12 protein-coding genes are annotated in these 13,028 nt (G+C 50.7%); all 12 read right to left on the bottom strand.

Annotated elements, in window-relative coordinates:
- Positions 1–98 precede the first annotated feature (98 nt).
- Complete coding sequence (locus AC8GDC_RS02510; protein ID WP_506558313.1) at positions 99–617, bottom strand: DUF805 domain-containing protein; 519 nt, start codon at positions 615–617, stop codon at positions 99–101.
- On the bottom strand, positions 618–1,547 hold the full coding sequence (gene ribF / locus AC8GDC_RS02505) for a riboflavin biosynthesis protein RibF (RefSeq protein WP_506558312.1): 930 nt from the start codon (positions 1,545–1,547) through the stop codon (positions 618–620).
- 1 nt (position 1,548) lies between these two features.
- Positions 1,549–1,962, bottom strand: coding sequence for a hypothetical protein (locus tag AC8GDC_RS02500; protein ID WP_506558311.1), 414 nt, complete (start codon positions 1,960–1,962; stop codon positions 1,549–1,551).
- A gap of 34 nt (positions 1,963–1,996) precedes the next feature.
- Positions 1,997–2,362, bottom strand: a complete 366-nt coding sequence (locus AC8GDC_RS02495; RefSeq protein ID WP_506558310.1) for a hypothetical protein — start codon at positions 2,360–2,362, stop codon at positions 1,997–1,999.
- The gene (gene truB, locus AC8GDC_RS02490) at positions 2,359–3,249 is read right to left on the bottom strand and encodes a tRNA pseudouridine(55) synthase TruB (RefSeq protein ID WP_506558309.1); all 891 of its coding nucleotides are present in this window, start codon (positions 3,247–3,249) and stop codon (positions 2,359–2,361) included. The genes AC8GDC_RS02495 and truB overlap by 4 nt, the downstream gene beginning before the upstream one ends.
- Before the next feature lie 2 nt (positions 3,250–3,251).
- On the bottom strand, positions 3,252–3,689 hold the full coding sequence (gene rbfA / locus AC8GDC_RS02485) for a 30S ribosome-binding factor RbfA (RefSeq protein WP_506558308.1): 438 nt from the start codon (positions 3,687–3,689) through the stop codon (positions 3,252–3,254).
- 2 nt (positions 3,690–3,691) lie between these two features.
- On the bottom strand, positions 3,692–6,301 hold the full coding sequence (infB, locus tag AC8GDC_RS02480) for a translation initiation factor IF-2 (protein WP_506558307.1): 2,610 nt from the start codon (positions 6,299–6,301) through the stop codon (positions 3,692–3,694).
- A 220-nt stretch (positions 6,302–6,521) separates the two neighbouring features.
- Positions 6,522–7,499 (bottom strand): transcription termination factor NusA, encoded by a 978-nt coding sequence (gene nusA, locus AC8GDC_RS02475; RefSeq protein WP_506558306.1) that lies wholly within the window; start codon positions 7,497–7,499, stop codon positions 6,522–6,524.
- A 21-nt stretch (positions 7,500–7,520) separates the two neighbouring features.
- Positions 7,521–9,281 carry a proline--tRNA ligase gene (locus AC8GDC_RS02470; protein WP_506558305.1) on the bottom strand — a complete coding sequence of 587 codons (1,761 nt, stop codon included), beginning with the start codon at positions 9,279–9,281 and terminating at the stop codon, positions 7,521–7,523.
- Positions 9,282–9,305: 24 nt separating this feature from the next.
- Positions 9,306–10,463 (bottom strand): flavodoxin-dependent (E)-4-hydroxy-3-methylbut-2-enyl-diphosphate synthase, encoded by a 1,158-nt coding sequence (gene ispG, locus AC8GDC_RS02465; protein WP_506558304.1) that lies wholly within the window; start codon positions 10,461–10,463, stop codon positions 9,306–9,308.
- A gap of 61 nt (positions 10,464–10,524) precedes the next feature.
- Entirely contained in the window at positions 10,525–11,826 is a 1,302-nt protein-coding gene (locus AC8GDC_RS02460; RefSeq protein ID WP_506558303.1) for a M50 family metallopeptidase, read from the bottom strand.
- 61 nt (positions 11,827–11,887) lie between these two features.
- On the bottom strand, positions 11,888–12,979 hold the full coding sequence (dxr, locus tag AC8GDC_RS02455) for a 1-deoxy-D-xylulose-5-phosphate reductoisomerase (RefSeq protein ID WP_506558302.1): 1,092 nt from the start codon (positions 12,977–12,979) through the stop codon (positions 11,888–11,890).
- Positions 12,980–13,028: the final 49 nt, after the last annotated feature.

Below are 13,028 nucleotides of genomic sequence, written 5' to 3'. Positions count from 1 at the left end.
CGCAAAAAACCTTTTGTCTTTTGCTCTGTGGATCCGCGGCCGATACACGGCAACTTTGAAAGCTTACCTCAGCTTGGGTCTCTAGCGCCAGCCCTGAATTAGGCCTCAGAAGCGTACTTATTGCCCTGTTCGCGAGATTTAGAAGGGAGTAGGCACAAAATTAACAAAAATACCTGAACGCCAAAAGCAATCAGAAGAGTGGGTACGAAGTAGGCAACCGAGGTTGCAAGCACCTCAATCTCAGGAGCGGAGGTGGACTGCAGGTAGCCAACAACACCTATGATTCCCATCAACAAAGGAACAATCGGAAGCAGGTACAAAAACAACCACTTCCCTGACCAGCCCGAGTCCTGGATCCTTCGTGAAGTGACGGCAAGGGTTGGAATTAGAAGAACTAATGCGGCGATGCTGGAAAGTGGCGTCGGTTGGTTGATTGCCTCAATCAAATCATCGGTTTCAATTGGTGGCCAGATGATGGACTCGATCGTAGAAAGCACGATGCCAATCAACGCTGTTGCCAGAATGTAGAACCAGTACTCGCGCCTGGATGCGGTGCCTTTGAACTTTCTGAAGTTCACAAAGGCCGACTTCACGGCATCAACAAAGGTGATTTTCATTTACAGTCCTAACTGGATTCTAACTACGTCTAAATCTAGATTGATTTGCTTAACAAGTGCCTCAACTCCGTCAAACTTTGCGGCGGGTCGCACAAAATCAACGAACTCCAGTGAAACAACCTTGTCGTATAAATCAAGCTCGGTCTCATCCAAGACGTGAGATTCCACGAGCCTTGGAACGGCCTGGAAAGTCTCGTTGATGCCCACCGAGTGCGCAGCCGGGTATCTCTTGCCTTCGGAAATCAACCAGCCAGCATAGACGCCATCGAGTGGAAGGTAGCCTTCGGCATCCCGCGCGATGTTCGCGGTTGGAAAACCTATCTTTCGGCCAATTTTGAGACCGTGCTCAACCATTCCGCTAACTTCATGGACGCGTCCTAGCATTTTGTTTACTAGCTTGACGTTTCCCAAATCAAGCAGCTCCCGTACCAAGGTTGTTGAAACCACTTCCCCATCTACATGCACTCGCTTGAGCTCAATAACTTCGAAACCGTGATCGTCACCGAGGGCCTTGAGTGACCCAAAGTTTCCGGAGCCTTGATTGCCAAATCTAAATCCTTCACCAACCAAAACCAACTTGGCGTTTAGCCCATCAACAAGGATCTGTTTCACGAATTGTTCGGGGGTTAGATCTGCCAGTTCTTGATTGAACTCAAGTTGCAGCATGGTCGAGACACCAAACCCAGCGATCAGATCTGCTTTTTGACCAGGCCCAAGAATCGGTAGCTTTGCTCGTTCTGGGCGCAGCAGGTGATCTGGATGACGATCAAAAGTGACAACGGTTGGCGTCAAATTCTGATTTGCAGCAGCGTCAACCACTTCGGCGAATAGAGCTTGGTGGCCTAAGTGAATGCAATCAAACTTGCCAATGGTGATGGTGGATGGGCCAATTCCTTTTGGTATCTCAGAGAGCGAAGTTAGGATCTGCAACCTAAAACTCCCTCTGAGTTTTTCTGATCCAGAGCAATCCAAGTATTGGCAATATCAGTGGGATGTATCCGTAGCCAGAACCAAAGCCCGACCAAACGCTCTGGTGAGCAAATAGCTCTGGAGCGACAAAGGATAGAGCTCCAACCGAGAGCACACCAGCAAGTTCAAAGATGACAGACCAGAGCGCTACTTGCCGCCAACTCTTTCCAGCTTTAGCCAACGAAATTGTCGCCAAAATGTAGACCAACGCACTCACTAGTGAAAGTAAGTAGGCAAGTGGAGCTTGTTCAAATTTGGTCACTATCTGGAAGCTCGCGCGGGCAGTGGATGAAACAGCGAACACAGCATAAAAGACAATAAGAAGTCGGCCAACACCAAGTGTGCGCTTGGGGTTTGAAGCTGGTGCCTGCGTCATTTTGTTGTTAGCCGTACTTTCTTTTTTTTGTTAGCTAGTAGCTTCCAGTCCAAATCTGGTTCATGCGAACCAGCATGACTGCAACTGTTAGTGCGGCCACCCCGAGAATAACTGTTGACCAGCGATTTCTTTCAACCAGAGCCCAAAACCCGGCACCAACTGGAACCATGATCGCAACCAGCAAATAGGCATAAAACTCAACGGTATCTACTGCAGCTTCTGCTCCCCCGACAACAACAATCGTCGTGTAGACAAACTGGCCTATCAGTCCCAAAAGAACTACGCCAAGAGCACCAACGCTCCAAAGACTGGGGAGTTTTCCAATTAGGCCAAGGCCTAGGCAGAACAATCCGACAGCTACGGCGAACCAGAGCTGAGATAAATAAAGCACTTCAATCATTTTTGTTCTCCTTGAAAGACCACAACTGATTTTAAGCCTGAACCAACCGGCTCCAGAACCGCCACCAGTTCGCCCAAACCTGAAAGCCCAGCAATCAAGCCAGTTTGTTCTCCAACATCAGAAAGTCTCTTACCGTGAACCAGGTCAGTGACCTGCTTATCGCTGAGATTGATGGTTGGAAACAAATCGCTGGCAGCTTGAGCAAGTGGGGTAAGAGAAAGATTCTCAAGTTCAGTTATTTGATTTGCCTTTGCAACATCAAAGGAGCCAACCCGGGTTCGCCTGAGTTTGGTGATGTGCCCGCCAACTCCTAAGGCCTGACCTAGATCTCGAGCAAGAGCACGAATGTATGTACCAGAGGAACAATCGACCTTAACTTCCAGGTCAATAAATCCCTCGGGTGATTTAGAGCTGGAAACAAGTTCAAAAGCGCTGACTGTGACTTCACGCGATTTAAGCGCTACCTCTTCCCCGGAACGAACAAGATCGTAAGCTCTTTTGCCATCTACTTTGATGGCGCTCACAGAAGATGGTCGCTGTTGAATCACTCCAGTGAGTTTTTCAATCTCCTGCTGGATTTGTGCATTTTCTACTGCAGCTAAGGCTTCCCGGCTGGCAGTTGCCAGAACCTCAGACTGCGAATCATCGGAGATTGTTGAAACTCCAAGCCGAATAGTTGCCAGGTAGGTCTTGTCAGCGCCAACCAAAAAGGTGAGCAGCTTGGTACCTGATTCGATTCCCAAAACTAAAAGTCCGGTTGCAAGCGGATCAAGGGTGCCGGCGTGACCTACTTTTTTTGTACCGACGGCTTTTCGAACCTTCGCCACAACATCATGACTGGTCCAGTCGGTTGGTTTGTCGATTAGAACAAGACCTGAGGCAACCAAGACTATTCCTGGTCTTCGATTTGCTTTGGTTCCTTGTATGGATTGGCATCGCCTGCCGGCTTAGCAACCGCAGCTAGCTTGGCTACCTGCTCATCCCTGGCTCGAGCGGTTGCCAGAAGATCATTTAGTTGGGCTGCGTTTTCTGGAAGCTCATCGGCAATGAATTCCAGGGTCGGGGTCAAACGAATCGAAAGGTTGTGACCAACTTCTCCCCTGATGCGTCCAGTGTTGCGCTTGATGATTTCATTGGAACGAACGCGATCTTCATCAGAGCCAAAGACGGTGTAGAAAATTTGTGCATGGGAAAGATCTGGAGTCACCTTTACCTCGGTAAGCGTCACAAAACCAAGGTCTGGATCCTTGACCGCTTTTTCAAGCGCCTCGGCTACAAGTACCTTGATTCGTTCGGCTAGCTTTCGAGCTCTGGCAACATCAACCATGATTAGACCCTTGGCTTCTCGCGCATCTCGAAGGTCTGGATGATATCTTCAAGCTCTAGCTCGTTGAATCCAGCAAGGCCGATACCACACTCGAAGTCAGTCTTGACTTCGCTGGCGTCATCCTTGAATCTCTTCAGGGAGTCAACCTTTAGGTTGTCAGCGACTACGACGCCTGCGCGAAGCACACGCGCAAGAGAGTTTCGCTTGATGGATCCAGAGCGAACAATCGAACCTGCAATTGTTCCAACCTTGGAGGACTTGAATAGTTCGCGAACCTCGGCAGTACCAAGCTGGAACTCTTCGTACTCTGGCTTGAGCATTCCCTTGAGGGCCTTCTCGATATCTTCCAAAGCAGCGTAGATAACCGAGTAGAAGCGAATGTCCACTCCCTCGCGGTCAGCACGCTCCTTGGCCTTGTTATCCGGCTTGACGTTGAATCCAATGATGATCGCGTTGTCCACGGTTGCAAGGTTTACATCCGATTCGGTCACAGCACCAACACCGCGGTGGATGATGCGTAGCTGGACTGAATCGTCCACCTCGATCTTCAACAGCGAGTCTTCCAGCGCTTCAACAGCACCAGATACGTCACCCTTGATAACCAAGTTGAGGGCTTCAACCTTGCCATCTTCGAGTGCCTTGGTGAAGTCCTCGAGGCTAACGCGCTTGCGAGTCTTGGCAAGAAGTGCGTTTCTGTCGGCTGCTTCGCGCTTTTCAGCAATCTGTCGTGCCTGACGCTCATCGTCGGTCACAACAAATGTGTCACCGGCGCGAGGAACGCTCTGCAGGCCAAGTACCTGAACTGGTCTTGAAGGTGTGGCGGACTCAACTGGCTCGCCGTCTTCGTTGAACATCGCACGCACACGACCGTGAGCACTGCCGGCAACAATCGAGTCACCGACTTTTAAAGTTCCGGACTGAATAAGTACTGTCGCTACAGCTCCACGACCCTTGTCAAGGTTGGCTTCAATGGCAACACCACGAGCGTCCTTGTCTGGGTTTGCTCGCATGTCCAGAGCAGCATCAGCAGTTAACAGAACTGCGTCAAGTAGCTCAGTAATTCCCTGTTTCTTCAACGCGGAAACTGGGACGAACATAACGTCACCACCGTATTCTTCGGCGATCAAGTTGAACTCGGTTAGCTGCTGCTTGACCTTGTCAGGGTTAGCGCCTTCCTTATCAATCTTGTTCACGGCAACCACAATCGGAACTCCGGCTGACTGTGCGTGGTTTAGAGCCTCAATTGTTTGAGGCATCACGCCGTCATCGGCTGCAACAACCAAGATTGCGATGTCGGTTACCTGAGCACCACGAGCACGCATAGCGGTGAAAGCCTCGTGACCTGGGGTGTCAATAAAGGTAATGGCGCGGTCTTGACCCTCGTGCGTGGTGTGAACCTGGTAAGCACCGATGTGCTGGGTGATTCCACCAGCTTCACCTGCTTGAACGTTGGCGTTTCTGATCGAGTCCAAAAGCGCAGTCTTTCCGTGATCAACGTGACCCATGACTGTCACTACCGGTGGACGAGGTAGTAGGTCTTCTTCGTCGTCTTCGTAGTCGGTTGAAATATCCAACCCGAAGCCTTCGAACAGCTCGCGCTCTTCGTCCTCAGGAGAAACCACTTCGATCTTGTAGCCAAGCTCTTCTCCAAGAATCTGGAAAGTTTCGCCATCCAAAGACGCTGTTGCTGTAGCCATCTGACCAAGTGCGAATAGCACTGTGATCAGCTGACCGGCATTCGCATCAATCTTGTCTGCGAAGTCTTGAATCGATGCACCGCGGCGCAAACGAATAACTGTTGTTCCATCACCGCGTGGCACAACTGCGCCACCAAGGCTAGGAATACTTCTTTGTTCGAATTCTTCTCTCTTGGTGCGCTTTGACTTTCGGGCTCTTCCGCCTCCGCGTGCTCCGCCCTTACCAAACGCTCCTGCAGTTCCTCCGCCAACACCGCGACCGCGACCGCCGGCTGGTCCTCTTCCTGGGAATCCTCCACCCGGAGCACCGCCACCGAGTCCTGGCTTTGCTCCACCAAATGCCGGGCGAGCTCCGCCTGCACCAGTTGGTCTTGCTCCTGGTCTGGAAGTTCCACCTTCTGGTCTAGCTCCAGGTCTTGGGGCACCTGGTCTTGTTGTTCCAGGTCGGGCCATACCTTGAGCGGAGTTAAACGGATTGTTTCCAGGTCTTGCCATCGGGCGAGGAATACCCATTCCCTGACTTGCAGCAAACGGATTGTTTCCAGGTCTTGGAACACCCGGAACCGATGATGCGGCAGGTGGTGTCTTCGGAGCATCAGTTATTGAACTTGGGGCAAGTCTTGAAGTCTTCTTCTTTGGTGCTTCAGTTTCCTCCGGTGCTTTTGCAACCTCGGCTGCAACTTCAGGCTCGACTGCAGCGGTCTTTTTGGCAGCGGCTTTTGGCTTAGCAACTTTTTTGGTCTCTTCAGCAGGCTTGGCATCAGGGAAGGCAGCGCGAAGTTTTTTGGCAATCGGGGGTGCGATTGTGGAAGATCCGCTCTTGACGTATTCGCCGAGCTCTTCTAGTTTTGCCAGAGCTACTTTGGTATCAATACCAAGTTCTTTGGCTACGTCGTAAACACGTGGTAGCGCCACTTACTTCTCCTGTCTGGGCCTTCCCAAACAGGGCAGGCCGTTAAAGCTGTTGGGTACTCATTTCGAGATACTCATTAGATTTCCAACATCTTTTCTACCTGTTTCTTACTTTCCTAAAGGACTTGAATCAGTTTCACTGGTTCGTTGTCCGATTTTGACCAATTGGTCCGTGGCGGTAAAGCCATCAAAGGCCAGTCTAGGCCCAAAGTGCCAAAACGCTCTAGTCGTCTTCCAAAATACTGTCGGGCTGGATGTCAATCTTGGCTCCGGTGAGCTTGGCGGCAAGCCTGGCGTTCTGGCCTTCTTTACCGATAGCCAGCGATAGCTGGAAATCAGGGACCAAGACCCGAACCTGGCGCTCTTCCGCGTTGATGAGAAAGGCATCGGAAACCTTCGCAGGAGAAAGCGCATGGGCCACAAACTTTGGCAGATCGTCGGAGAAATCAACGATGTCGATCTTCTCGTCGTTGAGCTCATTCTGAACAGCGCGCACCCGCTGCCCTAGTTCACCAATGCAGGCTCCCTTGGCATTGACCGCAGGATCATTTGCTCGAACAGCAATCTTGGTTCGGTGACCGGCTTCTCTGGCAACTGAAACAATCTCAACTACTCCATCGGCGATCTCCGGAACTTCCATGGCAAACAACTTGCGAACTAGTCCAGGATGAGTTCGAGAAACTGTGACTTGAGGACCCTTAGTTCCCTTGGAAACATTTGTCACGTAAACGCGTACGCGCTTACCATGGGCGTAATCTTCTCCGGGAACCTGCTCTTCCGGAGGCATGATTGCTTCTATCGAACCCAAGTCAACATAGACCATGTACGAGCGCTGTCCCTGCTGAATGGTTCCGGCAACGATGTCGCCATCTTTACCCTTGAATTCTCCAAATAGACCTTCGTCGTTTATGTCTCGAAGGCGAGAGGCAATTACTTGCTTGGCAGCGCTGGCTGCGATTCGACCAAAGCCATCGGGGGTGGACTCGGTCTCACCGGTTTCGTTGCCTTCTTCGTCGAGGTTGGTTGCAAAAATCTGAACGTGGCCGGTTTTCTGATCCAGCACGGCACGGGCTTTATCGGTATTGCCGACGGTGCGGTGGTAAGCGGCCAAGATGGCGGCTTCAATGATTTCAACGAGTTCCTTGAACGGAATCTCTTTTTCGCGCTCCAGTACCCTAAGGACACTCAGGTCGATATCCACGGGCAAACCTCCAGACGCTATTTAAATTTCAGACAAGGCTGATTCTAGCTTGATAGAACGCCTTTCCCCACTCCTGCGATTCCAGAGCTCAACTTCTCCAGTTTCCAGCCCCTTGCCAACAATCAACACCTTTGGAATTCCAAGTAGCTCGGCATCGGAGAACTTAACTCCCGGGGAAACCTTGGTGCGATCATCAAGCAAAACAGTTTTGCCGGTTGCCTCAATTTCGCTCGCCAGTTTTTCAGCTGCAGCGAAAACCGAATCGTCTTTACCCGCGGCCACAACGTGAACATCGGCCGGTGCAACTGACGCAGGCCAAATCAGACCCTTGTCGTCGTTGTTTGCCTCGGCCAAAACTGCAACCAGTCTTGTGACACCAATTCCGTAGGAACCCATGGTGACAGTCACCAACTTGCCGTTTTCATCTAGAACTTTTAGATCCAATGCTTCGGCGTATTTTCTACCCAGTTGGAATACGTGACCGATTTCAATTCCACGAGCTAGTTCAAGCTCACCCGAACCATCCGGGGCCTGATCGCCAGCACGAACTTCAGCAATATCTGCAATTCCATCCGAAGTGAAATCTCTTCCAGCAACCAAGTGGAAAACGTGCTTTTGATCCAAATTGGCTCCAGTTATCCAACTGGTTCCAGATACAACTCTTGGATCAAGTAAGTACTTGATTGCAGCAGGGGCTTTTAGCCCAAGGAACTGTTTTCCATCTTTGGTCGGACCGATGTAGCCCTTGACAAGCGCGGGTAGTTTTGCAAAATCTTCTTCTGTCGCTTGCGAAACTTCGCTCGGTGAAAAAGCGGCTTCTGCGCGCTTTTCATCAACTTCGCGATCTCCAGGAATTCCAACGATCACGAAAGAGCGTTTTCCTTCGGGGGAAGTAAGGGCTAACACAACGTTCTTCAAAGTATCTGCCGCGTTCCAACTTGTTCCATCCGACTTTTTTACTTTGTCGTTAGCAAGATCAACCAGAGTCTTGATGGTTGGAGTGTTTGGAGAATCGTGCACAACTGCTGCAGGCTGTGATCCAATGGCGATTTCTTTTGGAACTACCGTTGCAACTGCCTCGACGTTGGCAGCGTAGCCACCTGCGGATCTAACAAAAGTGTCTTCTCCGATTGGAGATGGCGACAAGAACTCTTCCGACTTAGATCCACCCATAGCCCCGGCGTCAGCTTTGACGATTACGTATTCAACACCCAAGCGAGTAAAGATTCGCTCATAGGCTGCGCGTTGAGCTTGGTAGGAAACCTCTAGTCCTTCGTCATTTATATCGAAGCTGTATGCATCCTTCATCACGAATTCTCGTCCGCGAAGCAAACCAGCACGAGGCCTTGCCTCATCGCGATACTTGTTTTGAATCTGATACAAAGACAGCGGCAGGTCCTTGTAGCTGGAGTACATATCCTTCACAAGCAGAGTGAAAACTTCCTCGTGAGTTGGGGCCAGCAAGTAGTCGGCTTTCTTGCGGTCCTGAAGACGGAATAGATTGTCGCCGTATTCGGTCCATCGACCGGTTGTTTCAAAAGGTTCTCTTGGCAAAAGTGCTGGGAAGAAAACTTCTTGCGATCCGGCATTCGCCATTTCTTCGCGGACAATTTTCTCGATCTTGGCTTTTACCAGCAGACCTAATGGGAGCCAGGTGTAAATTCCGGGAGCTGCGCGCCTGATGTAACCTGCACGAAGCAAGAGTCTGTGACCTTGAACATCAGCGTCTGATGGGTCTTCGCGAAGGGTGCGAACAAACAGTTGCGATAGGCGGATAGGCATGGGCTCAACTTTACCCGTTAGCCGCTATTTATCTTTGACTACCACCTGTGGTGAGCCAACTAGAGCTGGATCCATCTCGGCAGCTAAGCGGTTGGCTTCTTCGATGAGGGTTGCAACAATCTCGCTTTCAGGCACAGTCTTGATAACTTCACCCTTTACAAAGATCTGACCCTTGCCGTTTCCAGAAGCCACTCCAAGGTCCGCTTCTCGAGCTTCGCCTGGGCCATTTACAACACAGCCCATTACTGCAACGCGGAGTGGAACGGTTAGTTTCTCAAGTCCTGCGGTGACATCGTTGGCCAACTTGTAAACATCAACCTGTGCTCGACCACAGCTAGGACAGCTAACAATTTCAAGTTTTCTAGGACGAAGATTTAGGGACTCCAAGATCTGTGAGCCGACCTTCACTTCTTCGGCAGGAGGAGCGGAAAGTGAAACTCGGATGGTGTCTCCGATTCCCTTCGAAAGCAATGCTCCAAAAGCAACAGAAGATTTGATTGTTCCCTGGAAAGAAGGGCCAGCTTCGGTCACTCCTAAGTGAAGTGGCCAGTCACCGCGCTCGGATAGAAGTTCGTAGGCGCGCACCATAACTACTGGATCGTTGTGCTTTACCGAAATCTTGAAGTCGTGGAAGTCATGCTCTTCAAACAAACTTGCTTCCCAAACAGCGGATTCGACAAGCGCCTCCGGTGTTGCCTTGCCGTACTTTTCCATAAGTCTTGGATCAAGCGAACCTGCGTTAACACCAATTCGAATCGAAACTCCAGCGGCTTTAGCAGCTTTGGCAATCTCGCCCACGTGGCCGTCAAACTGGCGAATGTTTCCAGGGTTTACTCGAACCGCTCCGCAACCGGCATCGATTGCCTGAAAGACGTAGCGAGACTGGAAGTGAATATCGGCAATAACCGGAATCTGAGATTTCTTGGCAATGATGTGCAGAACATCAGCATCGTCCTGCGAGGGGCAAGCAACACGAACAATGTCGCAACCGGTTGCGGTCAGCTCGGCAATTTGCTGAAGAGTTCCGTTTATGTCGGTAGTTGGAGTTGTGGTCATCGATTGCACGGAAATTGGAGCGTCGCCACCTACTGCGACTTTGCCAACCATGATCTGGCGCGTCTTGCGTCTTGGCGCTAGAACTGGTGGTGGGCCTTTTGGAAGACCTAGATTTACGGCTGGCACAATGCTCCTTGCACTTTTTATCTGCTTAAAGCATAAGCACTATTTTGAATGGGCCTAAGCACTAGCCAAACAGTGAGATTGGGTTCACTAAATCAGCGGTAATCAGTAGGGCGGAGACCACCAATAGCGCGATGAAAACGAAGTAAGTAAGAGGCATCAGCAATGCCGTGTCAGCAGGCCCCGGGTCTTTTCTACCGGCGATTCTGTATAGGCCTCGCTTGATACTTTCGTAGATTCCTCCAGCAACATGACCACCATCTAAGGGAAGAAGCGGAACCATGTTGAAAGCGAAAAGCGCAAAGTTCAAAGACCCAAGAATTTGAATTCCAGTTGCCAGCTTGTCGGCAAACCCGGCCTGATTCGAAGCTGCCACTTCCCCAGCAACTTGACCTATTCCAACAATCGAAATCGGACCGTTGGGATCTCTCTCACCGCCGCCAAAAGTTATAGCGGTGACTTCTACAACTTCCTGCGGCAGCCTCAGAATTAGAGTTCCAATTTGAGCAATTGTTGACCCCGAGGCCTCAAGCGACTGAACCAAAGGAACTGGCTTTCTCTCGGGAGCTAGAAACACACCAAGGAAAGGTTGTGGTGCAGAAACTATTTCTCCGGACTCATCCAGAATCGGATTGCCAAGTGAATCAAACTGCGGACGCTGTTGAATAACAGCCGTCAAAGTCACCTTGATAACTTCGCCGTCTCGAAGAATCTCGAACTCGGCTGTTGGAGTGGCTGTTAGCAAATCTCTAATCTGTGCCCAGTCGGTTGCCTTGTTTCCAGCAACTGAAACAACTTCATCGCCTGGCTTTAGCCCTGCAACGTGTGCCGGGGTCTGCTCCGAAACCGGGCATTGAACACTGGTGTTATCAAGACAAACCGAAACCGCGTCGATCTTCAGCGAGCTTTGATAAATGCCAAAGCCGGTTAGGGCAATAACCGTCAGCAATACTCCAAGCACAAGGTTCATAAAGGGACCGCCGAGCATGATGATCATGCGCTTGATTACGGGAAGTTGATAGAACTTGCGGTTGGCATCCCTTGGGGTTTCATTTTCAGAGTGAGCAAGACGAGCCTGGGTAATCATGTCGTAGAAAAATCCAGTTTTGGTTTCTGGTTTTTTTGCCGGTGGATACATGCCAAGCATCGCGATGTATCCGCCAAGTGGGAATGCCTTTAGACCGTATTCGGTCTCGCCTACCTTTTTAGAGTAAAGAGTTGGCCCAAATCCGATCATGTACTTGGTGACTTTGACGCCAAAAAGTTTCGCCGGCAGCAAGTGACCGATTTCGTGAATTCCGATTGAAACGCCGATTCCCAGCACTATAAACAAGATGCCGGCTAGGTAGGAAAGAGTTTCGCTCACGTCAACAAACTTACTTCACGCTTATTGTGATTTAGCTCTAACCCAACCGATTGTGGGGAAACTAACAGGCCTTGGCAATCTGGGCGTCGGTTCGATCCCTCGCCCACTTCTCAGCAGCCAAAAGTGATTCCAGCGTTAGCTGCTGCTCTGGTTGATGGGCGTCGACTGCTCGCTCAATCAATTCGGTTATCTGATCAAAAGTAATCGCACCTTGATGAAAAGCCATCACTGCCTGCTCGTTTGATGCATTGTAAACAGCCGGGTAACTCTTTCCAGCCATTCCCACCTGACGAGCTAACCGAACTGCCGAGAAGACGCTTTCATCAAGTGGCTCGAACTGCCAGGAATGTGACTTGGTCCAATCGACCGGATTCGAAACTGAATCCAGTCTGTCGGGCCAAGAAAGACCCAAAGCTATTGGCAATTTCATATCCGGCGGTGAAGCTTGAGCAATAACCGAACCATCCACGAACTCAACCATTGAGTGAACTACAGACTGCGGATGCACGGTGACCTCAATGCGATCAAAAGGTATATCGAACAACAGGTGGGCCTCAATAAGCTCCAGCCCCTTATTGACTAGCGATGCCGAGTTTGTGGTGACAACTTGACCCATCACCCAGGTTGGGTGTGCCAGTGCTTGAGCAGGTGTGACCTTAGCAAGTTGATCTTTATTGAATCCCCGGAAAGGACCACCCGAGGCGGTAAGAATTAGCTTTCGAACTTCGCTGCTGGAACCTGAACGAAGGCACTGAGCAATTGCAGAGTGCTCGGAATCAACTGGCACGATTTGGCCAGGGCTTGCAAGGCTTGTGACGAGTTCCCCGCCAACTATCAGAGACTCTTTATTTGCGAGCGCCAGTGTCTTGCCGGTTTTGAGTGCGGCAAGGGTTGGGGCTAGACCAATTGAGCCAGTAATACCGTTTATAACTACATCGGCAACGGTTTCTGAAACCAGCAAAGTTGCCGCAGCCGATCCAAGGACCGCCTTTTCCTCAGGTAGTGAGAAGTGCTTGCGCTGAGCCTCAAGGGCTTCCGCGTTTGAGCCCGCGGCAAGACCGACCACCTGAAACTTGTCAGGATTTTTATCGATGACCTCAATGGCCTGGGTGCCAATAGATCCCGTGGATCCAAGGATTATGACGCGGCGCATTTACCCATATTGGCATGCTGGAGCCTCCAAATAGACAGGCGTAGAATCT

The organism is Rhodoluna miladensis (SeqCode) (assembly GCF_965234705.1).
Classification (GTDB): domain Bacteria; phylum Actinomycetota; class Actinomycetes; order Actinomycetales; family Microbacteriaceae; genus Rhodoluna; species Rhodoluna miladensis.
Note: the sequence above shows the minus strand (reverse complement) of the source record. Positions and strands in the feature narration are given on the sequence as shown.

What these genes read in the sequence shown, in the direction of transcription:
- AC8GDC_RS02510 (WP_506558313.1), bottom strand. Translation starts at nt 617, where the DNA reads ATGAAAATCACCTTTGTTGATGCCGTGAAGTCGGCCTTTGTGAACTTC.
- AC8GDC_RS02500 (WP_506558311.1), bottom strand. Translation starts at nt 1,962, where the DNA reads ATGACGCAGGCACCAGCTTCAAACCCCAAGCGCACACTTGGTGTTGGC.
- AC8GDC_RS02495 (WP_506558310.1), bottom strand. Translation starts at nt 2,362, where the DNA reads ATGATTGAAGTGCTTTATTTATCTCAGCTCTGGTTCGCCGTAGCTGTC.
- rbfA (WP_506558308.1), bottom strand. Translation starts at nt 3,689, where the DNA reads ATGGTTGATGTTGCCAGAGCTCGAAAGCTAGCCGAACGAATCAAGGTA.
- AC8GDC_RS02470 (WP_506558305.1), bottom strand. Translation starts at nt 9,281, where the DNA reads ATGCCTATCCGCCTATCGCAACTGTTTGTTCGCACCCTTCGCGAAGAC.
- dxr (WP_506558302.1), bottom strand. Translation starts at nt 12,979, where the DNA reads ATGCGCCGCGTCATAATCCTTGGATCCACGGGATCTATTGGCACCCAG.